The 24,564-nt window shown below is 65.0% G+C and carries 25 protein-coding genes; 19 read left to right on the top strand and 6 right to left on the bottom strand.

The window, feature by feature from the left end; all coding sequences use genetic code 11:
- The first annotated feature begins 1 nt into the window (after window position 1).
- The 5 genes from pspC to ACODSN_RS06520 all read left to right on the top strand — a co-directional run bounded on the left by pspC (window position 2) and on the right by ACODSN_RS06520 (window position 2,004).
- The gene (pspC, locus tag ACODSN_RS06500; protein ID WP_489054039.1) at window positions 2-382 is read left to right on the top strand and encodes an envelope stress response membrane protein PspC; all 381 of its coding nucleotides are present in this window, start codon (window positions 2-4) and stop codon (window positions 380-382) included.
- 96 nt (window positions 383-478) lie between these two features.
- Window positions 479-730, top strand: coding sequence for a hypothetical protein (locus ACODSN_RS06505; protein ID WP_489054040.1), 252 nt, complete (start codon window positions 479-481; stop codon window positions 728-730).
- Between the two features lie 27 nt (window positions 731-757).
- The gene (locus ACODSN_RS06510) at window positions 758-991 is read left to right on the top strand and encodes a hypothetical protein (RefSeq protein WP_489054042.1); all 234 of its coding nucleotides are present in this window, start codon (window positions 758-760) and stop codon (window positions 989-991) included.
- Window positions 992-1,048: 57 nt separating this feature from the next.
- Complete coding sequence (locus ACODSN_RS06515) at window positions 1,049-1,462, top strand: SufE family protein (RefSeq protein WP_489054043.1); 414 nt, start codon at window positions 1,049-1,051, stop codon at window positions 1,460-1,462.
- Window positions 1,463-1,515: 53 nt separating this feature from the next.
- A complete protein-coding gene (locus ACODSN_RS06520; RefSeq protein ID WP_489054045.1) occupies window positions 1,516-2,004 on the top strand; it encodes a hypothetical protein in 489 nt (162 codons plus the stop codon).
- Here ACODSN_RS06520 and ggt read toward each other — a convergent pair whose 3' ends face one another.
- Window positions 2,005-3,714 carry a gamma-glutamyltransferase gene (gene ggt, locus ACODSN_RS06525; RefSeq protein ID WP_489054047.1) on the bottom strand — a complete coding sequence of 570 codons (1,710 nt, stop codon included), beginning with the start codon at window positions 3,712-3,714 and terminating at the stop codon, window positions 2,005-2,007.
- 15 nt (window positions 3,715-3,729) lie between these two features.
- Entirely contained in the window at window positions 3,730-4,767 is a 1,038-nt protein-coding gene (locus ACODSN_RS06530; RefSeq protein ID WP_489054048.1) for a quinone-dependent dihydroorotate dehydrogenase, read from the bottom strand.
- 357 nt (window positions 4,768-5,124) lie between these two features.
- Here ACODSN_RS06530 and ACODSN_RS06535 point away from each other — a divergent pair, with 357 nt between their 5' ends.
- From ACODSN_RS06535 to ACODSN_RS06580, 10 genes are all read left to right on the top strand, one after another.
- Entirely contained in the window at window positions 5,125-6,078 is a 954-nt protein-coding gene (locus tag ACODSN_RS06535) for an AraC family transcriptional regulator (protein ID WP_489054049.1), read from the top strand.
- Window positions 6,079-6,248: 170 nt separating this feature from the next.
- Window positions 6,249-6,689, top strand: a complete 441-nt coding sequence (locus tag ACODSN_RS06540; RefSeq protein WP_489054050.1) for an RrF2 family transcriptional regulator — start codon at window positions 6,249-6,251, stop codon at window positions 6,687-6,689.
- Window positions 6,686-8,173: a Fe-S cluster assembly protein SufB gene (gene sufB / locus ACODSN_RS06545; RefSeq protein ID WP_489054052.1), complete on the top strand. Its 1,488-nt coding sequence runs from the start codon at window positions 6,686-6,688 to the stop codon at window positions 8,171-8,173. The genes ACODSN_RS06540 and sufB overlap by 4 nt, the downstream gene beginning before the upstream one ends.
- A 31-nt stretch (window positions 8,174-8,204) precedes the next feature.
- On the top strand, window positions 8,205-8,660 hold the full coding sequence (locus ACODSN_RS06550) for a hypothetical protein (RefSeq protein ID WP_489054053.1): 456 nt from the start codon (window positions 8,205-8,207) through the stop codon (window positions 8,658-8,660).
- Window positions 8,661-8,662: 2 nt separating this feature from the next.
- Window positions 8,663-9,409: a Fe-S cluster assembly ATPase SufC gene (gene sufC, locus ACODSN_RS06555; RefSeq protein WP_489054054.1), complete on the top strand. Its 747-nt coding sequence runs from the start codon at window positions 8,663-8,665 to the stop codon at window positions 9,407-9,409.
- Entirely contained in the window at window positions 9,406-10,158 is a 753-nt protein-coding gene (locus ACODSN_RS06560) for a SufD family Fe-S cluster assembly protein (RefSeq protein ID WP_489054055.1), read from the top strand. Before sufC ends, ACODSN_RS06560 begins: the two co-directional genes overlap by 4 nt.
- A complete protein-coding gene (locus ACODSN_RS06565; RefSeq protein WP_489054057.1) occupies window positions 10,155-11,381 on the top strand; it encodes an aminotransferase class V-fold PLP-dependent enzyme in 1,227 nt (408 codons plus the stop codon). The genes ACODSN_RS06560 and ACODSN_RS06565 overlap by 4 nt, the downstream gene beginning before the upstream one ends.
- Entirely contained in the window at window positions 11,374-11,832 is a 459-nt protein-coding gene (locus ACODSN_RS06570) for an SUF system Fe-S cluster assembly protein (protein ID WP_489054058.1), read from the top strand. Before ACODSN_RS06565 ends, ACODSN_RS06570 begins: the two co-directional genes overlap by 8 nt.
- Window positions 11,832-12,191 carry a HesB/IscA family protein gene (locus tag ACODSN_RS06575; RefSeq protein ID WP_489054060.1) on the top strand — a complete coding sequence of 120 codons (360 nt, stop codon included), beginning with the start codon at window positions 11,832-11,834 and terminating at the stop codon, window positions 12,189-12,191. The genes ACODSN_RS06570 and ACODSN_RS06575 overlap by 1 nt, the downstream gene beginning before the upstream one ends.
- A 29-nt stretch (window positions 12,192-12,220) precedes the next feature.
- Entirely contained in the window at window positions 12,221-13,018 is a 798-nt protein-coding gene (locus tag ACODSN_RS06580) for a Rossmann-fold NAD(P)-binding domain-containing protein (RefSeq protein ID WP_489054062.1), read from the top strand.
- A gap of 5 nt (window positions 13,019-13,023) precedes the next feature.
- Here the strand turns inward: ACODSN_RS06580 and ACODSN_RS06585 are convergent, their stop codons facing one another.
- On the bottom strand, window positions 13,024-14,052 hold the full coding sequence (locus ACODSN_RS06585; RefSeq protein ID WP_489054063.1) for a threonine aldolase family protein: 1,029 nt from the start codon (window positions 14,050-14,052) through the stop codon (window positions 13,024-13,026).
- A gap of 135 nt (window positions 14,053-14,187) precedes the next feature.
- Between ACODSN_RS06585 and ACODSN_RS06590 the strand changes: the two genes are divergently transcribed.
- Both ACODSN_RS06590 and ACODSN_RS06595 read left to right on the top strand, forming a co-directional pair.
- Window positions 14,188-15,279: a branched-chain amino acid aminotransferase gene (locus ACODSN_RS06590; protein WP_489054064.1), complete on the top strand. Its 1,092-nt coding sequence runs from the start codon at window positions 14,188-14,190 to the stop codon at window positions 15,277-15,279.
- Window positions 15,280-15,342: 63 nt separating this feature from the next.
- Entirely contained in the window at window positions 15,343-16,551 is a 1,209-nt protein-coding gene (locus ACODSN_RS06595) for a UbiH/UbiF/VisC/COQ6 family ubiquinone biosynthesis hydroxylase (RefSeq protein ID WP_489054066.1), read from the top strand.
- Window positions 16,552-16,908: 357 nt separating this feature from the next.
- Here ACODSN_RS06595 and acs read toward each other — a convergent pair whose 3' ends face one another.
- A complete protein-coding gene (gene acs, locus ACODSN_RS06600) occupies window positions 16,909-18,867 on the bottom strand; it encodes an acetate--CoA ligase (protein WP_489054068.1) in 1,959 nt (652 codons plus the stop codon).
- Between the two features lie 153 nt (window positions 18,868-19,020).
- Here acs and ACODSN_RS06605 point away from each other — a divergent pair, with 153 nt between their 5' ends.
- Entirely contained in the window at window positions 19,021-19,692 is a 672-nt protein-coding gene (locus ACODSN_RS06605; protein WP_489054069.1) for a glutathione S-transferase family protein, read from the top strand.
- A gap of 27 nt (window positions 19,693-19,719) precedes the next feature.
- Here the strand turns inward: ACODSN_RS06605 and ACODSN_RS06610 are convergent, their stop codons facing one another.
- Together ACODSN_RS06610 and ACODSN_RS06615 are read right to left on the bottom strand one after the other, a co-directional pair.
- Window positions 19,720-20,874: a GGDEF domain-containing protein gene (locus ACODSN_RS06610; RefSeq protein WP_489054071.1), complete on the bottom strand. Its 1,155-nt coding sequence runs from the start codon at window positions 20,872-20,874 to the stop codon at window positions 19,720-19,722.
- A gap of 75 nt (window positions 20,875-20,949) precedes the next feature.
- Window positions 20,950-21,828: a LysR substrate-binding domain-containing protein gene (locus ACODSN_RS06615; RefSeq protein ID WP_489054073.1), complete on the bottom strand. Its 879-nt coding sequence runs from the start codon at window positions 21,826-21,828 to the stop codon at window positions 20,950-20,952.
- Window positions 21,829-22,160: 332 nt separating this feature from the next.
- Between ACODSN_RS06615 and ACODSN_RS06620 the strand changes: the two genes are divergently transcribed.
- Window positions 22,161-24,449: a CDC48 family AAA ATPase gene (locus ACODSN_RS06620; protein WP_489054074.1), complete on the top strand. Its 2,289-nt coding sequence runs from the start codon at window positions 22,161-22,163 to the stop codon at window positions 24,447-24,449.
- Window positions 24,450-24,564: the final 115 nt, after the last annotated feature.

Below are 24,564 nucleotides of genomic sequence, written 5' to 3' on the forward strand. Positions count from 1 at the left end.
TATGACGGCCCGTCGCACGAAATTCTATCTCGACAAGCAGAATGGCAAATGGCTGGGCGTCTGTTCGGGGATTGCAGACTATAGCGGCATCGACGTCGTCTGGGTCCGCGTAGGCGCGGTGCTGGTGACGCTGATGGGGGCCTTTCCCTGGACGCTGATCGCCTATTTCGCTGCCGCCTATTTCGCCGACAAAAAGCCGCTTGGCCTCTATTCGGATCGGGCGGACGAGAAATTCTGGCAGGGCGTGCGCACCAATCCGGCGCGCTCCACCCGCGATGTGCGATCCAAGTTTCGCGATATCGACCGCCGTCTCGCCGACATCGAAATCCACTATACCAGCCGCAACACCCGGCTGGCGGAAGAGATCGACCGGCTGCGCTGACACCGCCGGTCGAAGCGGCCCAGCATTTCATCGAAAAGTTGCGCCGGTCCGGCGGCTGATCGGGCGAAGCGCCACAGACAAAAGGGGAATCACGCCATGAATCCGTTTGAAATGGTCGTCGCCATCGTCGCGATCACCGCCATCGCCAGCGTCGTCCGCGCCAGATATGGCGTCGTGCGCCGTCACAAGGGCGAGGACTTCATCGCCCGGACGCCCGATCCCGAGGCCGAACGGCTGCGGGCGGAGGTTAAATCGCTCAAGGATCGCGTCGCCGTGCTGGAACGGCTCGCGACCGACGGCTCCATTGCGCTGGAGCGCGAGTTTGAGAAGCTGCGCGACCGCGACTGAGCGGCAGCCGCACATAGGGAGGATGTGATGCACGAACCCTTCTTCTACCTCAGCATGGCGGCGGCGGGACTTGCCGCGCTCGTCATCGTCGCGCTCGCGGGCCTACGCGGCTGGGCCGGCTGGCTCGACCTCAAGCGCGCGGAGCTGGCGCGCCGGCTGGACGATGGGACGCCGCCATCGGCCAGCGCCCGCATCGAGGTCGCCGACCTCAGGGAGCGCATCCGCAAGCTCGAAGCGATCGCCGCCGGCGTCGATCTTTGATCCCCGCTGGCGGGAAAGCGGCTTTCCGCGCGGGCATTTCGCCCTATATGGGCCGCCATGACCGACATGCCGACCCTTGCCGACCTTGCCGAAGAATATGAGTTCCTCGACGCCGACGACCGCTATCGCCTGCTGATCGACCTCGGCCGCGCGCTGGAGCCGATGCCCGACGCGCTCAAGACCGATGCGACGCTGGTGCGCGGCTGTTCGGCGGCGGTGTGGGTCTATCCCACGGCGCTGGAGGATGGCCGCCTGCATTTTCTGGCGGATAGCAATGCGGCGATCACCAAGGGCATCATCGCGCTCGTCCTGCTGACGGTGCAGGACCGCGCGCCCGCCGACATCAGCGCCGCCGATATCGAGGGCGCGCTCGCCCCGTTCGACCTGAAGAACCAGCTCAGTTCCAACCGCACCCAGGGCATCCCCAACATGATCGCCCTGATCCGCGACACCGCCGCCCGCTACGCCTGAAGGCAACTCCTCCCGCCACCCGCGCGTTTATGCCGGGTCAAGGAGGATGAGCGATGCGCAATATGATGATGCTGGCGGGCCTTGGCCTGCTGGCGGCGTGCGGTGGCGGTTCGAAGGAGCCGACCCAGCGCGACCAGATCGGTCAGGTTTGGAAATATCGCGATGCGGGGCAGGGTGCGAAGCTCGCCTATCTGGGCAGCGCGAACACCGTCCAGACGATGACCGCGCCCGACACATTCTCCGTCCTGCTGATCCAGCCGATGAGCAATGGCGAGAAGGATGTGACGGTCAAGCTGGTCGGCGCGCCCTTCCACTGCGACCTGTCCGACTGCGCGGTGACGGCTGTGACCGACGATGGCAAAACCCACCGCTGGCAGGGCCGCCTGGCCGACACGAACGATGGTATCGAGATCAAGCCGTCCGAAAAAGCCTATGAGGCGATCGCTCGATCGAAATCGGTGAAGATCAACCTCGCGGTCGGAGCGAAGGATGAAAGCTTTCCGTTCGAGTTTACCGTCGCCGGTCTCGACCTGAAGGGTTGATTATTCCTGCAAGGACACGCCGGGGCTGCGCGGATCGGCGGCGCCGATCCAGCGGCCGTCGGCGGCGCGTTCGGCGGCGTTGGCCTTGAGGCCGAGGCGATTGATCGTCACATGATGGCCGAGCGCTTCGAGCGGGGCCTTGAGCGCTTCGAGCGCCGTGCCCTGTTCCAGCACAAGCCCGTCCTTGTCGAAATATTCGAGGCCCATCGCGATCGACTCCTGCGCCGACAGGCCCCAGTCGAGATGCGCGACCAGCGCCTTGGTGACCTGCATGATGATCGTCGCACCCCCGGCCGCGCCTACGGTGAACACCGGCCTGCCGCTCGCATCATAGACGATCGTCGGCGACATGGAGGAGAGCGGCCGCTTGCCCGGCTCGACCCGGTTGGCGACCGGCGCGCCGTCCTTTTCGGGCGTGAAGCTGAAATCGGTCAGTTCATTGTTCAGAATGACACCGTTGGCGATCAACTGGCTACCGAAAAAGCTTTCGATCGTCGATGTCCAGGCGGTGATGTCGCCTGCCTTGTCGATGGCGAGGAAATGGCTGGTGCCACTTTCGGGCTGAGGCAGGGCGGCGGTGCGCTTGCCCGCGCCCTCGGGCGTCCCCGGCGCATAGAGGCCAAGCGAGCGGTCGAGCCGGATCGCGGCCGACCGCCCCTTGAGATAGGCGGGGTCGATCAGCCCGGCGACCGGCACGTCGACGAAATCGCGGTCGCCCAGATATTGCCCGCGATCGGCATAGGCGAGCCGCATCGCTTCGCCGATGACATGCCAGGAGCGGACATCCTCCTTGCCCCATGTGCCCAGCGGAAATCGCTCGATCATGCCCAATATCTGAAGCACGGTGATGCCGCCGCCCGACGCCGGACCCATGCCGCAGATCGTGTAAGTGCGATACGGGCCGCAGACCGGCTTCCTCGGCTTGGCCTGATAACCCGCCAGATCGTCCGGCGTCATGGGCACCGGATTTTTGGGCGCATTCGTGACCGTTTCGGCGATCTGCCGGGCATTGTCGCCGGTGTAGAAAGCGTCCGGCCCCTCCGCGGCGATGCGCCGGAACAGCGCTGCGAGCGGCGGATTTTTGAGCAGGGTGCCGACCGGCGGCGGCGCGCCGTCTACCCAGAAATATTTCTGGATCTCCGGAAAATCCTTCCAGATGCCCTGTGTCGCGTTCAAGGCCGTCGCGGTTCGCTGCCCCAGCTCGAACCCGTTTTCGGCATAGCGGATCGCGGGCGCGAACAGATCGGCCCAGGGCAGCTTCCCCCATTTGCGATGCGCTTCATAGGCCATGCGCAGATTGCCGGGCACGCCCACCGAATAGCCGCCGGGCCACGCCTGAATGAACGGCAGCGGCTTGCTGTCGGCGCCCATGAAGCGGTCGGGCCGGGCGGCGGCCGGGGCGGTTTCGCGCCCGTCGATCGATTCGAGCACGCCCGTCCGCCCGTCATGATGCAGGATGAAGCCGCCGCCGCCGATGCCGCTATTATGCGGTTCGACGACGTTGAGCGTCAGCATCATCGCGATCGCCGCGTCGGTGGCGCTGCCGCCCTTGCGCAGAATCTCCTGCCCCGCCGCCGCCGCGCGGGGATCGGCCGCCGATACGATGGCGTTCGCGGAAACCGGCTCCCGCGTCCACCCTGGTAGCGGCGCGGCGCAAACCAGCGCGAACGCGGCGAGAGGGCGGAAAAGCTTCACGATCATGCGCGTCATCCCTGTTGAAACGGATCAGGCGTCGATTCCCACAGCGTCGCCGATCGTGGCGATGCCATCGCGCGCCAGCAGCGCCTTCAGCCCGGCATTGATCCGGCGCGGCAGCAGCGGACCTTCATAGACGAGGGCGCTGTAGAGCTGGACCAGCGATGCGCCCGCGCGGATGCGGGCATAGGCCTGCTCCGCCGTGGCGATCCCGCCCACCCCGATCAGCGGCAGTCGCGCGCCCAGCAACCGGCGGAAATCGCGCAACCGGCCAAGCGACAGATCGTGCAAAGGCGCGCCCGACAGCCCTCCGCTCTCCTGCGCGTGGCGCGACCGCAGCGGCGGGCGGGCGATGGTGGTGTTGGACAGGATCAGCGCATCGACCCGGTGGTCGAGGCAGGCGGCGGCGATATCCTCGACATCGGCGGGTTCCAGGTCTGGCGCGACTTTGAGGAAAATCGGCGTCCGGTCCGCGCCGCGCGCCGCCATCACCGCGCCCAGCAACTGATCGAGCGCCGCGCGATCCTGCAAGGCGCGCAGCCCCGGCGTGTTGGGCGACGAGATATTGACCGTCAGATAATCGGCGAGCGGCGCCATGCAGGCCACGCCGGTCACATAGTCGGCGATGCGGTCCACCGCGTCCTTGTTGGCGCCGATATTGACGCCGACGATCGCGCCATCCTTGCGCCGCCGTTTCGCGATCCGTTCGGCCCCGGCCGCCTGACCGCCATTGTTGAAGCCCATGCGGTTGATGACCGCGCGGTCCTCGACCAGCCGGAACAGGCGCGGCCGGGGATTGCCGCTCTGGGGCAGGGGGGTCAGCGTGCCCAGCTCGGCGAAGCCGAAACCCAGGCCATGCATCTTGTGCGCGACCAGCCCGTCCTTGTCATAGCCCGCCGCCAGACCCACCGGATTGGGGAAGCACAGGCCCGCGATCGTCTGCGTCAAAACCGGATCGGCGACCGGCGGCGCAGGCGGCGGCATCAGCCGCAACAGCCGCAACGACAGATGATGCGCGCGTTCGGCATCCAGAGCGAACAGAAATGGGCGAAGCAGGCGATAGGACATGGCGGCGCTATGCCAGCCCGGCCACCCATGGTCGAGTCGCGTTGCGCCGCTGCGAAAATTTGGCCCTCAGCAACTTTTTGTAACTCGGATTAATCCGAAACGGTACTTTTCGTCGGGGAAATGGCGAATCCATCCAATAAAGCGTCCGCGATTAGCGGGTAGAAGCAACTTGCGACCCGAAGGCTCCTTGGCTCTTGGCCAAAGAGACCTTTCCCTGACCCGGCGATCTCATTTCGCCGGGTCGTTTTTTATCCCCCGCATTGCTGACGGGCGGGATAGAGATATTGGATTATCCGCGACGCCGCGCTTGCGCAGCCCCCGCAATAGCGCATAGTAGGGCACTGCGGGGGCACGCATATGGGGTTGCAACACGTCAATATCGGCAAAGCGGCGGCTATGCTCGCGCTCACCGACCCTGAGAACAAGCTCTCCTTCACCGTAGATGCCGCACAAGGCCCTGTACGACTGCGCTATTTTGCGCCGCCCGTGCATCTGCGCCCTTATTTCGGCTCCATCTATATTTTCACGGTTTCGGTGCACGGCTATTCAGACGTCACGCGGGCCGATGTACCGCAGTTGCGCTTCATGATCGAAGGCAGCGGCAATTATCATTTTCATGACGGCACCGTGATGGCGACGCCGGAAACCTGCCTTCTGGGGCCGACCATGGGCGCAACGCGCTTCGCGCTGGACGGTCCGGCGCATGCTCTGGGCGTGTCGCTGCTGCCGGCGGGTTGGGCTGCGCTGCTGGGCGGCGATGCCAGCGCCATGGCGGATCGATTGGTCGATCCTGTGGCCCAACGGGGTCTGAAGCGGTCAAAGCTGATGGATGAACTGCGCGGCATCACCGATGCGGAGGCCATGGCCGACCATATGTGGGCGATATTGACCGAACAAATCGCGCTCGCGCGCCCGATTGCGGAGAATGTCTGGCAGATACTGGAGGCGATCGACCAGTGGCTGATGCATGAAGGATCGCCGCGGATCGAGGCGCTGGTCGAAACCACCGGCCTGTCGGCGCGGCAGCTCGCGCGGCTGACCAACCGCTATTATGGCGCGCCGCCCAAGTTGCTCGCGCGCAAATATCGGGCGCTCCGGTGCAGCGCCCGGATCGCGCTGGACCGGGAAAACTGGCAGTCGCTGCTGGAGGATGGCCGCTTCTACGATCAGTCGCACCTGATCCGCGAGATCAAGCATTTCATCGGCCTGACGCCGCACCAGCTATTGACCGAGCCGTCCGCCGTGGCGCAACTGACGCTACTGCGGCGAACCCTTGGCGCGGACGTCGCGGTGCTCAACCGGCTAAGTTGAGGGTCTGTCTGGAACTGCGCGGAAGAGCGCATTTCAGGTGCCGATGCGCCAGAGGTGCATTTCCAAACAGATCCTGAGCCGGGCGTAAAAGACCTTGATTCCGCGCCGCTGCGGGGCCACATGCCAATCGGATTGATTCGATCCGATTTGAGAATGGTTCGCAACCGGGCATGAAATTGTCGAGTTTCGCTGATTATGCGGTCGTGCTGATGGCCGCCGCCGCGCGTCATTGTGGCGGAGCGGGGCTTGGTCCTGCGACCCGCAAATATGCGCGCATGAACGCGACGACGCTCAGCGCCGAAACCGGCATTCCGCTGCCCACCGCGCAAAAGCTGGTGAGCCGGTTGTCGGCGGCTGGCCTGCTCGAATCCACGCGCGGGACCGGCGGCGGCGTGCGCCTGTCGCGGCCTCCTTCCGCGATCAGCCTCGCCGATGTGGTGGAAGCGGTCGAAGGGCCGATCGCCATGACCGCCTGCGCAGATAGCGGCGCGCATGATTGCATGCTGGAGCCGGACTGCCGGATCAAGCCGCATATGAACATCGCCAGCGCCGCCGTGCGCTCTGCGCTCGCCGGCGTCAGCATCGCCAGCCTTTCCCGGGAACCCGCATGACCGAAGCGACCACAAGAGAAGCCCGTAACGCGCAGGCACAGGAGGCCGCCGACCGCGCGTCCACCTATGAACATGGCTGGTCGTCGGCGATCGAGCAGGATTTCGCGCCCAAGGGGCTGAACGAGGACACGGTTCGCTATATCTCCGCCAAGAAGAAGGAGCCGCAATGGCTGCTCGACTGGCGCTTAAAGGCGTTTGCGCTGTGGCAGACGATGGAGGCGCCCGACTGGGCCAAGCTCGACGTGCCGCCGATCGACTATCAGGACGCCTATTATTACGCCGAGCCGAAGAAAAAGGTGGAGCTGGATTCGCTGGATCAGGTCGATCCCGAAATCCTCGCCACCTACAAGAAGCTGGGCATTCCCATCGCCGAGCAGGAGATGCTCGCCGGGGTGAAAGGCAGTCGCAAGATCGCGGTCGACGCGGTGTTCGATTCGGTATCCGTCGCCACGACCTTCCGCAAGGAGCTGGAGGAAGCGGGCGTCATCTTCCGTTCGATTTCGGAAGCGGTGCGCGAATATCCCGATCTGGTGAAGCGCTGGCTCGGCAAGATCGTGCCGATGCACGACAATTATTTCGCCACGCTCAACTGCGCGGTCTTTTCCGACGGCACCTTCGTCTACATTCCCAAGGGCGTGCGCTGCCCGATGGAACTGTCCACCTATTTCCGCATCAACGCGGAGAATACCGGGCAGTTCGAACGCACGCTGATCGTCGCCGACGAGGGCAGCTATGTGAGCTATCTCGAAGGCTGCACCGCACCCATGCGCGACGAGAACCAGTTGCATGCGGCTGTGGTCGAACTGGTCGCGCTTGACGATGCCGAGATCAAATATTCGACCGTCCAGAACTGGTATCCGGGCGACGCCGATGGCAAGGGCGGCATCTATAATTTCGTGACCAAGCGGGCGCTGTGCCAGGGCCGCAACAGCAAGGTTTCCTGGACGCAGGTCGAAACCGGCAGCGCGATCACCTGGAAATATCCAAGCTGCGTGCTGAACGGCGAGAATAGCGTTGGCGAATTTTATTCGGTGGCGCTCACCAACAACCGCCAACAGGCCGACACCGGCACCAAGATGATCCACAACGGGAAAAACACCCGCTCGACCATCGTGTCGAAGGGGATCAGCGCCGGCCGTTCGAACAACAGCTATCGCGGCCTCGTCCGCGTCGCGCCGGGTGCGGAGGGCGTGCGCAACTTCACCCAGTGCGACAGCCTGCTTTTGGGCGACCAGTGCGGCGCGCACACCATCCCCTATATCGAGGTGCGCAACCCGAGCGCGCAGATCGAGCATGAAGCGACGACCAGCAAGATCAGCGACGACCAGCTTTTCTACGCGATGCAGCGCGGGCTGGATCAGGAAAGCGCGGTCAGCCTGATCGTCAACGGCTTCGCGAAGGAAGTGCTGCAACAACTGCCGATGGAATTCGCGGTTGAGGCGCAGAAGCTGCTGGGGATTTCATTGGAAGGATCGGTGGGCTGAGGCCCGTCCCATATTCTCAAGGACAAGAATTTTGAGCGACGAAGACGATATTCAGGATGCACTCGCCGATTTCGCGGAGGATGTCGGCAACGGTCAGGCGTGGACCGCCGCGATCCGTATCCTGACCGAGGATTATGAGCTGGAGGAGGGCGAGCTGGAGCCGCGCGCGCGGGCCGAGTTCGGCGATCTCGACGCTTATCAAACGCACTGCCGCGCCGCGCTGGAAGCGGGCGACAAGGCGATGACCGAGAAGCTGCGCAAGGACAAGGCGTTCCACAAGGCGAAAGCCCCGAACCTCGCCCGCATGGGGCCGGTCAGCGAATTCGTCGTCGCGCTGCTGGAAAAGGGACCGCCCGAGGATGGCGCCGACTGGTGGCCCTATATGCCGGTCAAGCGCCATATCGACACGCTGTTTCCTGCGCCGGGCGATGTGCGCGACATAGCGTTCTGGACCGCGCGGACGCTCCAGCGGGCGCACAAGGGATAATCATGCTCAAGATTGAAAACCTCACGAATGAAATCGACGGCAAGCCGATCCTCAAGGGCCTGTCGCTGACCATCAATCCGGGCGAGATCCACGCGATCATGGGGCCGAACGGCGCGGGCAAATCGACGCTCGCCTACACGCTGGGCGGCCGGCCGGGTTATGAGGTGACAGGCGGAACGGCCTCGTTCGACGGTGTGGACCTGTTCACACTGGACCCGCATGAGCGCGCCGCCGCCGGGCTGTTCCTGGGCTTCCAGTATCCGGTCGAGATACCCGGTGTCTCCAACCTGCAATTCCTCCGCGAGAGCCTGAACAGTCAGCGCCGTGCGCGCGGCGACAAGGAACTGAACGGCGGCGAATTCATCAAGCTCGCCAAGGAAAAGGCCGGCTTGCTCGGCCTCGACATGGACATGCTCAAGCGTCCGGTGAATGTCGGCTTTTCGGGTGGCGAGAAAAAGCGCGCCGAAATGGTGCAGATGGGCATTCTCGATCCCAAGCTGGCGATCCTCGACGAGACCGACTCGGGCCTCGATATCGACGCGCTCAAGATCGTCGGCGCGGGGATCAATGCGATCATGCGCAAGCCCGACAAGGCGGTGCTGCTCATTACCCATTATCAGCGGCTGCTCGATTATGTGCAGCCGGACTATGTCCATGTCCTCGCCGCCGGACGGATCGTGAAGTCGGGCGGTCCCGAACTCGCGCTGGAGCTGGAACGCGAAGGCTATGCGCAGGTGCTGGCGGCGTGACCACGCTCACCCTTCCCACGCGTCGACAGGAAGAATGGCGCTATAGCGATCTCGACGCGCTGGCGGCGATCTGGCCGACGCCCGCGCCGGTACGCATCGACGTCGCTGCCGGGGGATCAGCGCGTCATCATCTGTTGCAGGATGCGGCGACCGGCGCGGCGGTGGTGCATGACTATGCGATCACCCTCGCCGATGGCGCGCGCTGCGATTTCCATGTGCTCAACATCGGCGGCAAGCTTGGCCGCGTGACCTTTACCGTCACGCTCGGCAAGGGCGCGCATTTCGAACTGAACGGCGCGATCATCGGCGGCGGCGATCAGGTGCTGGAGATCGTGACCAAGGTCGTCCACGCGCAGCCGGACGCGACCAGCGGCCAGACGATTCGGTCGATCCTGGGCCAGCGCGCGACGGGCAGCTATCTTGGCTCCATCAACGTCGCGCGCGACGCGCAGCGCACCGACGCCTTCCAGTCGATCAAGGCGATGCTGCTCGACCGCACCGCCACCGCCAATGCCAAGCCGGAGCTGGAGATTTTCGCCGACGATGTGAAATGCGCCCATGGCGCGACGGTGGGCGAACTGGACAAGGCGGCACTGTTCTACATGGCCAGTCGCGGCATGGACCCGGCGACCGCCAAGACGCTGCTGCTCAAGGCCTTTGTCGCCGGGGTGTTTGACGATGTCGCGGATGAGGCGGTCAAGGACCGGCTCGAAGCCGCCGCGCTTGCCAAGCTGGAGGCGCTGGTATGAACGACCTCGCCGAAGCCCTGCGGTTGCGTGACGATTTCCCCGGCCTTCTGAATGCAAAGGGGGGCGACTGGCACTATCTCGACAGCGCCGCCACCGCGCAAAAGCCCCGCGCCGTGATCGACGCGATCGCCCGCGCCTATGGGCCGGACTATGCCACGGTCCATCGCGGCGTCTATGAACGCTCGGCCAATATGACGCTCGCCTATGAAGCGGCGCGGCGCAAGGTGGCGGACTTCATCGGCGCGGCATCGGACAGCGAGATCGTCTATGTGCGCGGCGCGACCGAGGGCATCAACCTCGTCGCGCAGTGCTGGGCGGGGACGCAACTCAAGGCGGGCGATCGCATCCTGCTGTCGATGCTGGAGCATCACAGCAATATCGTTCCCTGGCAGATGGTCGCCGAGCGCGTCGGCGCGGCGATCGACGTCGTGCCGCTGACGGCGGATGGCCGGATCGATCTCGACGCGATGCGCGCGATGATCACGCCGCGGCACCGGATGGTCGCGCTCGCCCATGTGTCGAACGTGCTGGGCAGTGTGCTGGATGTGCGCCGCGCCGCCGACATCGCCCATATGGTTGGCGCCAAGATCCTGATCGACGGCTGTCAGGCGGTGCCGCGCCTCGCCGTCGATGTGGCGGCGCTCGGTTGCGACTTCTACGTCTTTTCCGCGCACAAGCTCTATGGCCCGACGGGCATCGGCGTGCTGTGGGGTCGCAAAGACCTGCTCGACGCCATGCCGCCCTATCAGGGTGGCGGATCGATGATCGACAAGGTGACGTTCGAGAAGACCACCTATGCCCCCGCCCCGACCCGGTTCGAGGCGGGGACGCCGCACATCACCGGCGTCGTCGGCCTGTCGGCGGCGATCGATTATGTGGAAGGGATCGGGCTGGACGCGATCCATGCGCATGAATGCGCGCTGGTCGGCAAGGCGCGCGCCGCGCTGGAAGGTCTCAACAGCGTTCGCCTGTTCGGGCCGGAGGATAGCGCCGGCATCCTCTCCTTCGAGGTGGAGGGGGTGCATCCGCACGATGTCGGCACCATATTGGACGAAACCGGCGTCGCGATCCGGGCGGGGCATCATTGCGCCCAGCCATTGATGCGGCATCTGGGCGTCGAGGCGACCGCGCGCGCGAGCTTTGGCATTTACAGCGACGACGGCGATGTGGACGCGCTGGTCGCGGGACTCGAACGGGTAAGGAAGATCTTCGGGAATGGCTGAGGAACGCAAGATCATGGTGGAAGAAGTGGACGCGGTGGATGCGCCCCTCAAGGCGCGGGTCGAACCGCTTGCAGCCGAGCCGCGCCAGCGCGACTATCTCGACGGCTTCCTTGCCGCGAAGCCCGCGAGCGCGCCTGTGGGCGAGCCGGGCGGCGACCTGTATGAGAGCGTGATCGATGCGCTCAAGGAAATTTACGACCCGGAAATTCCGGTCAACATTTACGACCTTGGCCTGATCTACGGCGTCGAGGTGAATGAAGGTCATGTCATGGTGACGATGACGCTGACGACGCCGCATTGTCCGGTCGCCGAATCCATGCCCGGCGAGGTCGAGATGCGCGTCGGCGCGGTGCCCGGCGTCGGCGATGCGGAGGTCAGTCTGGTCTGGGACCCGCCATGGGACCCGGCCAAGATGAGCGACGAGGCGAAGCTCGAACTGGGGATGCTGTGATGACCACGGAGACCAAAAGCCGCGTCCGTCCCGCCGCCGTCATCCTGACCCCGGCGGCGCAGGCGCGCGTCGCCGACCTGATGGCGCAAGCGCCGGAGGGGGCGATCGGCGTCAAGCTCTCCACGCCCAAGCGCGGCTGTTCGGGCCTCGCCTATTCGGTCGATTATGTCAGCGAAGAGGCGAAGTTCGATGAGAAGATCGAAACGCCCGGCGGCGTCCTCTATATCGACGGCGCGTCGGTCCTCTATCTGATCGGATCGACGATGGACTGGGTGGAGGATGATTTCACCGCCGGTTTCGTCTTTGCTAATCCCAATGCCAAAGGCAGCTGCGGCTGCGGCGAAAGCTTCACCGTCTGATCGGCGCAGGCCCGTCCGTCCCGCCGCACATGCTGATCCTGGGCATGGGCTTTAGCGGGTCGCGGCTGGCGGGGCGCCTCGCGATGGACGGATGGCGCGTCACCGGCGTGCGGCGGACGGGCGAGGACGGCGCGATCGCCTTCACCGACGAGGCTGCGGTGCAGGCGGCGATCGGGAGCGCGACCCATATCCTCTCCTCCGTTCCGCCCGAGGGGGAGGATGATCCGGTTCTTGTCCGCCATGGCGCCGCCATCGCCGCCGCGCCCGCCATCTGGACCGGCTATCTCTCCTCCACCGGCGTCTATGGCGACAGCGGCGGGGCGTGGGTGGACGAGGCCAGCCCGGTGGGGCAGGGCCGCCGCGCCGCGCGTATTCGCGCCGATCTCGCCTGGGGAGCGTTGCGTGCCGACATGCGCCGCTTCCGCCTGCCCGGCATTTACGGACCCGGCCGGTCGGCGCTGGAGCGGGTGCGCGAGGGCAAGGCCCATCGGGTCGCCCTGCGCGACCAGCTGTTCAGCCGCGTCCATGTCGACGATATCGTGTCGGGCGTGATCGCCTCGTTCAACGGCCCGCCCGGCGTCTATAACCTCGCCGACGATCTCCCCTGCGCGCAAAATGCGGTCGTTGAGGCGGCGTGCGACCTGCTGGGCCAGCCCTGGCCGCCGCTGCTCGGACTGGACGAGGCCGGTCTGTCGCCGATGGCGCGCGGTTTCTATGCGGAAAATCGCCGGGTCGCCAATGGCCGCGCGAAGAGGCTGCTCGGCTGGACGCCGCGCTATCCAACCTATGTGCAGGGGCTGGCCGCCTGCCTGCGGGAACGCGGCTGAGTCTATCAGGCGGCCTCGCCCGCATTCAGGGCGGCCAGCGCCTGTGCTAGCGGCGCGACGCTTGACCCGTCCTGCGACCAGTTGGTGACGATCCGCACCGCGCCTTCGCCCCAGTCGTGAAAATCGAAGCCCTGTACGCGCAAGGTTGCGGCTTCATCCGCACTCAGCCGCAGGAACAGCTCGTTTGCCTGCACCGGATGGAGCAGCCGCCCGCCCGCCGCCTGCGCGAGCGCTTGGGCCGCCGCATTGGCCGCGCGCGCGTTGGCGAGCCACAGATCATCCTCCAGCATCGCCAGAATCTGCGCGGCACAGTATCGGCCTTTCGACAGGAGATGCCCCGATCGCTTGCGCCATCGCGCTGCCTCCGTCGCCCGCGCGTCCGCCGCCTCGCCGAAAAAGATCAGCGCCTCGCCGATCATTCCGCCGTTCTTGACGCAGCCGAAGCTGAGGATGTCCACGCCCGCGCGCCATGTCACATCGGCGGGCGAACAGCCCAGATGCGCCACCGCATTGGCGAAGCGCGCCCCGTCCATGTGGAAACCAAGGCCATGCGCTTCCGCGATGTCGCCCAGCTCGGCGACCTCTTGCGGCGTGTAGACCAGCCCATATTCGGTCGCGTTGGTGATGCTGATCGCGCTGGCGGGGGTTTGATGCACGTCCGGGCGGATCGTGGCGAGCCGGGCTTTCACCCCCTCCGGCGTCACCTTGCCGCCCACGCCCGGCAGCGTCATCAGGCTCGCGCCATGGGTGAAGAAGCCGGGCGCGCCGCATTCATCCACCGCGATATGCGACTCCTCATGGCACAGGATGCCGCCATAGGGCGGGCACAGGCAGGCGAGCGCGATGCTGTTCGCCGCCGTGCCGGTGGCGACCCACAGCGCCCGGACCGGCGTTTCGAACAGGGTGGAAAAAGCGCCGTCGAGCCGGTCGCTCCACGCGTCGCCATCATAGGCGTGGTCGGCCCGGTCGGCGGCGAGGATTGCGGCCATGACCGAAGGCGACAGCGGGGTCGCATTGTCCGAGAAAAAATGCATGCGCCGGAATACCGCCGCGACGGGCATCGGCCAAGCGCAACATGGCGCCCATATCGGTCAGTAACGCTGACATTGTTTTGCGGGCGCAACTATGACATAGGCTCACGCGTCCAAGCCCCGAAGGAGAGTCCCGTCATGGACGTCGAGCAGTCATCGCGCTTCACCATCACCCCCAGCCCCAAGGCTGTCGTGGCGGAGGAACGCGCCCGCTTGCTTCAGGACCCCGGATTCGGGCGCATTTTCACCGATCATATGGTGACGATCCGCTTTACCGAGGGGCAGGGCTGGCATAGCCACAGCGTCGGCGCGCGCGAACCCTTCACGCTCGATCCGGCCTGCGCGGTCCTCCATTATGCGCAGGAAATCTTCGAAGGCATGAAGGCCTATCGGCTTGGCGATGGCAGCATCGCCATGTTCCGGCCGGAGGAAAATGCCCGCCGCTTCGCCGAGTCCGCCGAGCGCATGGCGATGCCCGCTCTTCCGGAAGAGATTTTCCTCGAAGCGGTCGAGGCGCTGGTGAAGATCGACGCCGACTGGATTCCGGACGGGGAAGGCAGCCTGTATCTGCGACCCTTCATGTTCGCGAGCGAGACCTTCCTGGGGGTGCGGCCGGCGGCGGAGTATATTTTCTGCGTCATCGCCTCGCCTGCCGGCGCTTATTTCAAGGGCGGGAAGAAGGCGGTCACGCTCTGGGTTTCCGAACATTTTACCCGCGCCGCGCGCGGCGGCACCGGCGCGGCCAAATGCGGCGGCAATTATGCCGCGTCCCTGATCGCGCAGAAGGAAGCGATCGAACAGGGCTGCGACCAGGTCGTTTTCCTCGATTCGGCCGAAAATAAATGGGTCGAGGAGCTGGGTGGCATGAACATCTTCTTCGTCATGGACGACGGGTCGATCGTCACGCCACCGCTCGGTGGGACGATCCTGCCCGGCATCACCCGCGAAAGCATCATCACGCTGGCCCGCGCGAGCGGCCATGACGTGCGCGAGGAACCCTACAGCTTCGCCCAGTGGCGCGCCGACGCCGCCAGCGGCACGCTGCGCGAGGCCTTCGCCTGTGGCACCGCGGCGGTCGTCACGGCGATCGGCACGGTCAAGAGCGCGGGCGGCGACTTCACCATCGGCAATGGCGACGGCGGCATCGTCACCGAAACGCTGCGCGCGCAACTGACCGGCATTCAGCGCGGCACGGTGGAGGGACCAGCGGGCTGGCTGCGGACGCTGTGATGCTGGCAATGGGAAGCATGTGGGCGCTTCCCATGCCGGACAGGACGCCCTAGAACCCAGGTCATGCAACGCTTCGACGTCGTGATTCTGGGTGGGGGCCTTGTCGGCCTGACCCTTGGCATCGCCCTTTCCCGCCATGGCGTGTCCTGCGCCGTCATCGACCCCGCCGATCCGGTCGACACGGTTGTCGCCGGGTTCGATGGCCGCGTCTCCGCGATCAGCTCGACCAGCTTCGCGATGCTCGACGCGATCGGCGTGGCCGCGCATCTGGCGGGCAAGGGCTGCCCTATCGAACGCATCTGGGTCAGCGACGGATTGCAGCCGGGCGCGCTCGATTTCGCGCCCGATGGCGAGGATGGTCATATGGGCGTCATGGTGCCCAATCGCGAGTTGCGCGTCGCGCTGGCGCGGGCGGCGGACGAGGCCGACCGTCTGACCCGCTTTCAGCCCGACCGGGCGGTGGATGTCGTCCGCAACGCCGATGGCGTGACGCTGCGGCTGGCGAGCGGCGTGGAGCTTGGCGGCGCGCTGCTGGTCGCGGCGGAGGGCCGCAACAGCCCGACGCGCGAGGCCGCCGGCATTAACACGACGCGCTGGCAATATAAGCACACCGCCATGGTCACGGCGATCGACCATGAAATCCCGCACGCCAACACGGCGTACGAGATTTTCTATCCCGGCGGGCCGTTCGCGCTGCTGCCGATGCTGCCGGGCACCCGATCGGCGATCGTGTGGACCGTACCGACCGATCAGGCGCCGGCGATGATGAAATTGTCCGAACGGGCCTGGCTGGCCGAAGCGCAGAAGCGCATGGGCGGGTTCCTGGGCGAGATCAGTCTTGCCGGGCCGCGCTCCTCCTATCCGCTCGGCTTTCATCATGCGGCGCGGATCACTGACACGCGGCTCGCGCTGGTCGGCGACAGCGCCCACGCGATCCACCCGATCGCCGGGCAAGGGCTGAACCTCGGTTTCCGCGATGTCGCGGCACTGGTCGAGGTGCTGGTGGACGGCCTGCGCCTCGGCCTCGATCCGGGCGACGCGCAACTGCTCGCCCGCTACCAGCGCTGGCGCGGGCTGGACGCGCTGTCGGTCAGCGTCGCGATGGACGGTCTCGTGCGGCTGTTCGACGTGCCGGGCAAGCTGCCCTCGGCGATCCGCCGCGCGGGTCTGGCCGCTGTCCAGCGCACACCGTTGCTGAAAAACCGCTTCATGAGCGAGGCGCGGGGCCAGTCCGGCGCGCTGCCGAGGTTGCTGACGGGCGAGATGGTTTAGGACTGTTGCGAACTTAAGGGCGCAACGAACTCGCTTGAAATACGACCCTGTAATGGAGGAACATTCCATGTGGCGATTGTGCCGCTCATGGAAGGAAATATGCGTGACATTTGCAGAAGCGTGCATCTCTCTTGGAGTGATGATTGCCTTTACGACCTTGATCCTCAAGATCGTGGAGGTTTCGCGCTCTAAATAGAGTGTGCGACGGGCAGGGGGCGGGCGGCAACCCGCCCCTTGAACGATTGAACCCCCGCCACGGCAATGACGGGGGTTCTATCGAAAGGCGTTAAGCCAATGACATTTGCTTTCTCAATATACAGATTGAGCCAAAAATTTCAACCTTCAGTTGAAACGCCCTCACCCCACCCGGTTCGCGACCAGATTCTCCACAACGCCCGGATCGGCCAGCGTGCTTGTGTCGCCCAGTGCCTGCGCCGACACTTCGCCCTCGGCGATCTTGCGCAGGATGCGGCGCATGATCTTGCCTGAGCGGGTCTTGGGCAGGCCAGGGGCGAACTGGATCGCGTCGGGGGTGGCGATCGGGCCGATTTCCGTGCGCACCCATTTGACCAGCGATTGCTTGAGCGCGTCGCTCGGTTCCTCGCCGCTGTTCAGCGTCACATAGGCGTAGATGCCCTGGCCCTTGATGTCGTGCGGGAAGCCGACCACCGCCGCCTCGGCCACGCTTTCGTGCAGCACCAGCGCGCTTTCGACCTCGGCCGTGCCCATGCGGTGGCCCGACACGTTGATGACGTCATCGACCCGGCCGGTGATCCAGTAATAGCCGTCCGTGTCCCGCCGCGCGCCGTCTCCGGTGGTATATTTGCCGGGAAAGGTCGTGAAATAGGTCTGGAAGAAGCGGTCATGATCGCCCCACACGGTACGCATCTGCCCCGGCCAGCTTTGCGCGATGACGAGATTGCCCTCGGTCGCGCCTTCCTGCACCACACCCTCTGCATCGACAATCTGCGGCACCACGCCCGGCATCGGCAGCGTCGCGCTGCCGGGCTTGAGGTCCGTGGCGCCGGGCATCGGCGCGATCATCGCCGCGCCGGTCTCGGTCTGCCACCAGGTATCGACGATCGGGCAGCGGCCTTCGCCGACGACGCTGTGATACCAACGCCAGGCTTCGGGATTGATCGGCTCGCCGACCGTGCCGAGCAGCTGGAGAGAGGCGCGGCTGGTCGCCTTCACATAGGCGTCGCCTTCCTTCATCAGCGCGCGCAATGCCGTGGGCGCGGTAAAGACGGTGTGGACCTGATGCCGGTCGATCACTTCCCAGATGCGGCTGGGCGTCGGGTAGTTGGGCACGCCTTCATACATCAGCGTGGTCGCGCCGTTCGCGAGCGGGCCGTAGACGATATAGCTGTGCCCCGTGACCCAGCCGATATCGGCGGCGCACCACCAGATGTCACCCGGCCGATAATCGAAGCACAGTTCATGCGTCAGGGCAGCCCACAACAGATAGCCGCCGGTCGTATGCAGCACGCCCTTGGGCTTGCCGGTCGAGCCGGAAGTGTAGAGGATGAACAGCGGGTCCTCCGCGTTCATCGGCTCGGGCGGGCAATCGGCCGACACCCGGCCACTTTCCTCATGCAGCCACAGGTCGCGGCCATCTTTCATCGTCACCGCGCCGCCGGTCGCCCGGACGACGACGACGCGGCGGACGCCGGGGCATTCCTTCAGCGCGGCATCGACATTGGCCTTGAGCGGCACAGCCTTGCCGGCGCGGCGACCTTCGTCGGCGGTGATGACGAGGGTGGAGTCGCAATCGATGATCCGCCCGGCGAGCGCCTCGGGCGAAAAGCCGCCGAACACGACGCTGTGGATCGCGCCGATCCGGCCGCAGGCGAGCAGGGCGAAGGCGGCCTCCGGGATCATCGGCATATAGATGGTGATACGATCGCCCTTCTTCGCGCCCGCGCCCTTGAGCACATTAGCGAAACGGCACACTTCCTCATGCACCTCAGCATAGGTGAAGCGGCGCGGCTCTTCCTGCGGCGCGTCAGGTTCCCAGATGATCGCGGTCTGGTCGCCCCGGCGGGCCAGATGGCGGTCGATGCAGTTGGCGCTGACGTTGAGCACACCGTCAGCGAACCATTTGACGCCGAAATCCGCCTCGTCAAAGCTGCTTTCATCGGCGCGCGTCGGCGGGGTGATCCAGTCCAGCCGCTTCGCCCGCTCCAGCCAGTACGCGTCGGCGTCCCCATTCGACCGGGCGCCGATCGACCGGGCATAGTCGGCGGCGCGTCCGTCGCGGTCCAGCAGCGCGCGTTGCGCCCATTCGACGGGAACCGGGAAGAAATCGTCCGACATGAAGCATCCTTTCAGGGGCGAAACTGCGCACGCCTCACGAGCGTTCTAAAGGCCGTCGGCGGATATCGGAAGAGCGCGCGCCGCATCGCACGCGGCTTTTTTTGCCGCTTGCCGCTTTCCCATGGGCGCGGGTCCGCTTAACAGGACAGACATATGTGGCAACTTTTCCAATTTCCGCTCTGCCCCTTTTCGCGCAAAGTGCGTTTGCTGCTGGGGGAAAAGGGCGTGGGCTATGATCTCGTGCGCGAATCGCCGTGGCTGATGCGCGACGAGTTTCTCGATCTCAACCCGGCCGGGACGACGCCGGTGATGGTCGATCAGGACAAGGGGATGACGCTGATCGACAGCCAGGCGATCTGCGAATATTTCGAGGAGACGGTGGAAAAATTCCCGCTGATCTCCGGCACGGCGGTCGGTCGCGCCGAAGTGCGCCGCCTGACCGCCTTCTTCGACCAGAATTTCTACGGCGACGTCGTCGGCCCGCTGCTGCACGAGCGGATGAAGAAGCGGCTGATCGAGCGGGCGCCGCCGGACGCGCGGGTACTGCGCGAGGCGATGAAGCGCGCCAACATCCATATGGATTATATGGACTATCTGCTCGACCATCGCAGCTGGATGGCGGGCGGCACGCTCAGCCTCGCCGATATCGCGGCGGCGGCGCATCTGTCGGTGGCGGATTATCTGGGCGGCATCGACTGGGCCGGGCACGAGCCGGTCAAGCGCTGGTATGCGGGGTTCAAATCGCGCCCGTCCTTCCGCCCGCTCCTGTCGGAACGGATGGAGATCATCACCCCGCCGCCCCATTATGAAAAGCCCGATTTCTAGGGCGTTCGGGCAAAAGGCGCCGAAGCCTCAATCCGTTTCCGCTGCCAGATAGACGCGGTTGCGGCCATGCTCCTTGGCCAGATAAAGCGCGCGGTCGGCGGCCTTGAGTGCGGCGCGCGGATCTTCGAACGCCAGCACATTGGCGACGCCGGCGGAAAAGCTGACCCGTTCCATCCGCTCGCCATTGGTTCGGTTGACGAGGCTTCGGGTGGCCAGATCCTCCCGCACGCTGTCGACCGCCTCGCAGGTCTGGGCCGCTGTCTTGCCGCGGAACAGCAATACGAATTCTTCGCCGCCATGACGGGCGACATGGCATTTGTCGTCGGATATCTTGGCCAGCAGGCTTGCGATGAACTTCAGCACCCGGTCGCCGGTGTCATGGCCGTGGGTGTCGTTGATATTCTTGAAATGGTCGATATCGCAAAAGGCCACGGAAAGCTGTTCCTGTTCCGCCTGCGCCACCGCCACTTCCGCGCGCAGCACGGTTTCGAAGGCGCGGCGATTGGGCAGGCCGGTCAGATGGTCATGCTCGGCGGCGCGGCGCGCGCTTTCCAGGCTGGATTTGAGCGCGACCGTCTGTTTCTGGTTCTCGCGCATCTGGCTTTCGACCTGACGGGTCTTTTCGACCATCGACCGGGTCAGGCCGACCAGTTGGGCCAAGATCGGTTCGGCGTCCTGACTTTCGGTCAGATTGCGGGCCTGTTCCTGCAAGGCCGCGCCATAATCCTTGGCCGAACTGCGCGATTCATGCACCAGCCCGGTGAACTGGGCGAGATTTTCCTCGACCTTGTCCAGCATCGACGCCAGCGCTTCGGGGGTGACCTCGTCCGCGCGCTGTTCCGCCGCGACCGATTCGACCCAGCCATTGGTGATCTTGCCCCGCTCCATCAGCACGGCGCGCACGGCCTTTTCCACGCCGATATTGGCGCCGGTCAGATAGTCGAGCGCCACGCCGAAATTGAGCGGATTGAGATCGAGATCATGGGCGAAGATGAAGTCGCCAATCTCCTCATAGAGCTGGCGGCGGCGATTGACCTCCCGGCTCGACGCCGTGCCGGGGCGGGGACGGGGGCTTTCCGCCTCATCCTCGTCGGGCTTGCCGGAAAGGCTCCTGGCCCATCGCGTCAGACGGTCGGTCAGCCCATGTTGCGGACTCGCGGAAGAAGAAGGTGCCCCGGTCATAGTGGCTATAACGGTCCCGGCTAAACAGGGTTAAGTTTTTTCACCAATAAACGCACCTCGCATGGCCGCAACCCGTCACAGGTCCGCCGTCAGCAGCCAGTCGCGGAAGATCCGCACCGCCCTGTTCTGCAAGGCGCGCGGGCGGCATACGAAGAAATAACGATAGGGGCTTTCCACATGGACGGGCAATAGTCGCGCCAGCCGTGAATCCTCCGCCTCGTTGAAATGGGATGCATGCATCACCGCAACGCCCAGCCCCTGCGCCGCTGCTTCCAGCATCAACTGGCCGGAATCATAATTGTCGATCGCCAGCGGTTGCAGGTCGGGCAGGCCCACCGCCTCTTTCCACGCATCGAACGCCAGCACCATGTCGCGGTGGAGCAGGACGGTGTGCTGGGCCAGTTCGGCGGGGGCCTTGATCGCCCTGTCCGATTCGATCAGGTCGCGGCGGCCGATCAGATAGACTTCGTCGCGATCGAGTTCATGGGCATAGAGCGCCGGGTCGATATCCTTGGTCAGCACGATGGCCGCGTCCAGCCCTTCGCCGAGGCGGGCCAGGGCATAGGGGTTGGTTTCGATGTCGATATGCAATTGGGGGTGCAATTGCCGCAGCGCGCCCAGCTGGGGGAACAGCCGCTGGGTGGCGAAGAGCGGCATGACGCCCAGCCGCAGCCGCAACTGGTTCGCCCCGCTCTGGATATTCTCCAGCGCCTGGCTGACGGAATCGAGCGCGGGCGCAATGTCATCGAGCAGCTTTTGCCCGTCCACATTGATTTCCAGCGCCTGATGCTTGCGGTCGAACAGCGGCTTGCCGATGAAGCGTTCCAACGCCTGCACCCGTCGGCTGAGCGCGGGCGTCGACAGGGCGAGTTCCTCCGCCGCCGCCTTCACCGATCCTAGGCGCGCGACCTGAACGAAGGCCTCCAAGGCCGTAAGCGGCGGCAATCTACGCATGTCTGTCCAAAATCCGAAGCCAATCCGCTGCGTCGCATCATATCTATTATCAGGCGACGGCGCGGCAATTTACAAGCATCCCGCCACATTGAGCAGGAAAATACGGCAAATGGCAAGATGCAATTTATGCAACCAGGTTCGATCTTTTCGCACTTGCAAGATTTCGTCGTGCAACCGATAAGGTACGTGCCTTTCAGGCATCCTCTCCTAAAACTTTTCAGGCTGGCCTTCGGGCTGGCCTTTTTTTTGTTCCGCTCGCGGCATGGTGTGGCTCTTCCGTTTTATCCTGGGTGTTCTTATCTGGCTGCTGAACCAAAGGAGCGGGTGGCATTATGGCGGACCAGGAAAGCGCAGGACGCAAGATTCAGGTAGCGAATGCCCGGCCCGAAGATGCGGGACGGGGCCTTGCGCGCCTGCCGCTTGGCGTGATGGCCGAACTCCATCTGGCCGAGGGCGATGTGGTCGAAATCGTCGGCAAGCGATCGACCCCGGCGCGGGCGGTGCGCCCCTATAAGGAGGATGAAGGACTGGACGTCCTGCGCCTCGACGGGCTTCAGCGCGCCAATGCCGGCGTCGGTTCGGGCGATTTCGTCGTTATCCGCAAGGCGGAGCCACGCGGCGCGCAGCGCGTCGTTTTCGCTCCTGCACAAAATAATCTGCGGCTTCAGGGGAATCCCGAAGCCTTGAAGCGGGTTTTTTACGGCCGGCCGCTGACCGCCGGCGATGTCGTGGCGACCGCCGGGCAGCAGCAGGTGCCGCCGGGCGAAATGCCCGCCCATCTGCGCCAGATGCTGGCCGCGCCCGCCTATGCGCTTCAGGAAATCCGGCTGGTGGTGGTGTCGACGGTCCCCAAGGGATTGGTGCAGATCGACGAGGATACCGAGATCGAGCTGCGCGCCGAATATGAGGAACCGCGCGAATCGCGCCGTGCCGACGTGACCTATGATGATGTCGGCGGCATGGCCGATACGATCGACCAGTTGCGCGAAATGGTCGAGCTGCCGCTGCGCTATCCTGAGCTGTTCCAGCGGCTTGGCGTCGATCCGCCGCGCGGCGTGTTGCTCTATGGTCCTCCGGGCACCGGCAAGACCCGGCTCGCCCGTGCGGTCGCCAATGAATCGGAGGCCGAATTTTTCCTCATCAACGGTCCTGAAATCATGGGTTCGGCCTATGGCGAATCCGAAAAGCAGTTGCGCGAGATATTCGAGGCGGCGGCCAAGGCTGCCCCGTCCATCCTGTTCATCGACGAGATCGATTCGATCGCGCCCAAACGCGGCCAGGTGACGGGCGAGACTGAAAAGCGGCTTGTCGCCCAGTTGCTGACGCTGATGGACGGGCTGGAGCCGCGCACCAATCTGGTCGTCATCGCCGCCACCAATCGTCCCGAGGCGATCGACGAAGCGCTGCGCCGGCCCGGCCGCTTCGACCGCGAGATCGTCGTCGGCGTGCCCGACGAACGCGGGCGGCGCGAGATATTGGGCATCCACACCCGCGGCATGCCGCTGGCCGATTCGGTCGATCTTGGCGAACTCGCCCGGATGACCTACGGCTTTGTCGGCGCGGATATCGCCGCGCTGGCCCGTGAGGCGGCGATCGACACCGTGCGCCGTTTCATGCCGCGCCTCAATCTGGAGGACGGCACGATTCCCGCCGACGTGCTGGAGGAATTGTCCGTCACGCGCGAGGATTTCATGGCCGCGATCAAGCGCGTCCAGCCATCCGCCATGCGCGAGGTGATGGTGCAGGCGCCCACTATCGGCTGGTCCGACATTGGCGGGCTGGACGATGCGCAGATGCGTCTGAAAGAAGGGGTAGAACTGCCGCTCAAGGACCCGGAGGCGTTTCGTCGCCTCGGCATCCGTCCGGCCAAGGGCTTCCTGCTCTATGGCCCACCGGGAACCGGCAAGACCTTGCTGGCGAAGGCGGTCGCGCGGGAGGCGCAGGCCAACTTCATCGCCACCAAGTCGAGCGATCTCCTGTCCAAATGGTATGGCGAGAGCGAGCAGCAGATCGCCCGGCTGTTTTCGCGCGCACGGCAGGTCGCGCCGACCGTCCTGTTCATCGACGAACTCGACAGTCTCGTGCCCGCGCGCGGCAACGGCATGGGCGAGCCGCAGGTGACGGAGCGGGTGGTCAACACCATCCTCGCCGAAATGGACGGGCTGGAGGAATTGCAGTCGGTCGTCGTCATCGGCGCGACCAACCGCCCGACCATGGTCGATCCCGCCTTGCTGCGGCCCGGTCGCTTCGACGAACTCATCTATGTCCCTGTGCCCGACGAAGCGGGACGTCGCCGCATCCTCGCCATCCATACGGGCAAGATGCCGCTGGCCGATGATGTCGATCTCGATGTGCTGGCGGCGCGTACCGATCGTTTCACCGGCGCCGACCTCGAAGATCTGGTGCGTCGCGCGGGCCTCGTCGCGCTGCGGCAGTCGCTTTCCATCGAAAAAGTGGGGCAATCCCATTTCGAAGCGGCGCTGGAGGAAACCCGCGCGTCGGTTACGCCGGAAATGGAGCGGGAATATGAGGAAATCCGCGCCAAGCTGAAGCAGAACGCGATGCAGGTCGACCCGATCGGCTTCGTTTCGCCCGGCATGCTGCGGCCCCGGCAGGGATAATTTTGATGCGTCCGGCACGGGCGACGGGCGGAAACCCGTTTGTCGTCCGTGCGTTGGTCGCTACTGAAGGGGTCAGCCGCTTGCCAGCGGCACCCATATTTGCGACGCGGCTATG

Source organism: Sphingobium sp. FG11, assembly GCF_057809915.1.

What these genes read in the sequence shown, in the direction of transcription:
- pspC (WP_489054039.1), top strand. Translation starts at nt 2, where the DNA reads ATGACGGCCCGTCGCACGAAATTCTATCTCGACAAGCAGAATGGCAAA.
- ACODSN_RS06505 (WP_489054040.1), top strand. Translation starts at nt 479, where the DNA reads ATGAATCCGTTTGAAATGGTCGTCGCCATCGTCGCGATCACCGCCATC.
- ACODSN_RS06510 (WP_489054042.1), top strand. Translation starts at nt 758, where the DNA reads ATGCACGAACCCTTCTTCTACCTCAGCATGGCGGCGGCGGGACTTGCC.
- ACODSN_RS06515 (WP_489054043.1), top strand. Translation starts at nt 1,049, where the DNA reads ATGACCGACATGCCGACCCTTGCCGACCTTGCCGAAGAATATGAGTTC.
- ACODSN_RS06520 (WP_489054045.1), top strand. Translation starts at nt 1,516, where the DNA reads ATGCGCAATATGATGATGCTGGCGGGCCTTGGCCTGCTGGCGGCGTGC.
- ggt (WP_489054047.1), bottom strand. Translation starts at nt 3,714, where the DNA reads ATGACGCGCATGATCGTGAAGCTTTTCCGCCCTCTCGCCGCGTTCGCG.
- ACODSN_RS06530 (WP_489054048.1), bottom strand. Translation starts at nt 4,767, where the DNA reads ATGTCCTATCGCCTGCTTCGCCCATTTCTGTTCGCTCTGGATGCCGAA.
- ACODSN_RS06535 (WP_489054049.1), top strand. Translation starts at nt 5,125, where the DNA reads ATGGGGTTGCAACACGTCAATATCGGCAAAGCGGCGGCTATGCTCGCG.
- ACODSN_RS06540 (WP_489054050.1), top strand. Translation starts at nt 6,249, where the DNA reads ATGAAATTGTCGAGTTTCGCTGATTATGCGGTCGTGCTGATGGCCGCC.
- sufB (WP_489054052.1), top strand. Translation starts at nt 6,686, where the DNA reads ATGACCGAAGCGACCACAAGAGAAGCCCGTAACGCGCAGGCACAGGAG.
- sufC (WP_489054054.1), top strand. Translation starts at nt 8,663, where the DNA reads ATGCTCAAGATTGAAAACCTCACGAATGAAATCGACGGCAAGCCGATC.
- ACODSN_RS06565 (WP_489054057.1), top strand. Translation starts at nt 10,155, where the DNA reads ATGAACGACCTCGCCGAAGCCCTGCGGTTGCGTGACGATTTCCCCGGC.
- ACODSN_RS06570 (WP_489054058.1), top strand. Translation starts at nt 11,374, where the DNA reads ATGGCTGAGGAACGCAAGATCATGGTGGAAGAAGTGGACGCGGTGGAT.
- ACODSN_RS06575 (WP_489054060.1), top strand. Translation starts at nt 11,832, where the DNA reads ATGACCACGGAGACCAAAAGCCGCGTCCGTCCCGCCGCCGTCATCCTG.
- ACODSN_RS06580 (WP_489054062.1), top strand. Translation starts at nt 12,221, where the DNA reads ATGCTGATCCTGGGCATGGGCTTTAGCGGGTCGCGGCTGGCGGGGCGC.
- ACODSN_RS06585 (WP_489054063.1), bottom strand. Translation starts at nt 14,052, where the DNA reads ATGCATTTTTTCTCGGACAATGCGACCCCGCTGTCGCCTTCGGTCATG.
- ACODSN_RS06590 (WP_489054064.1), top strand. Translation starts at nt 14,188, where the DNA reads ATGGACGTCGAGCAGTCATCGCGCTTCACCATCACCCCCAGCCCCAAG.
- ACODSN_RS06595 (WP_489054066.1), top strand. Translation starts at nt 15,343, where the DNA reads ATGCAACGCTTCGACGTCGTGATTCTGGGTGGGGGCCTTGTCGGCCTG.
- acs (WP_489054068.1), bottom strand. Translation starts at nt 18,867, where the DNA reads ATGTCGGACGATTTCTTCCCGGTTCCCGTCGAATGGGCGCAACGCGCG.
- ACODSN_RS06605 (WP_489054069.1), top strand. Translation starts at nt 19,021, where the DNA reads ATGTGGCAACTTTTCCAATTTCCGCTCTGCCCCTTTTCGCGCAAAGTG.
- ACODSN_RS06610 (WP_489054071.1), bottom strand. Translation starts at nt 20,874, where the DNA reads ATGACCGGGGCACCTTCTTCTTCCGCGAGTCCGCAACATGGGCTGACC.
- ACODSN_RS06615 (WP_489054073.1), bottom strand. Translation starts at nt 21,828, where the DNA reads ATGCGTAGATTGCCGCCGCTTACGGCCTTGGAGGCCTTCGTTCAGGTC.
- ACODSN_RS06620 (WP_489054074.1), top strand. Translation starts at nt 22,161, where the DNA reads ATGGCGGACCAGGAAAGCGCAGGACGCAAGATTCAGGTAGCGAATGCC.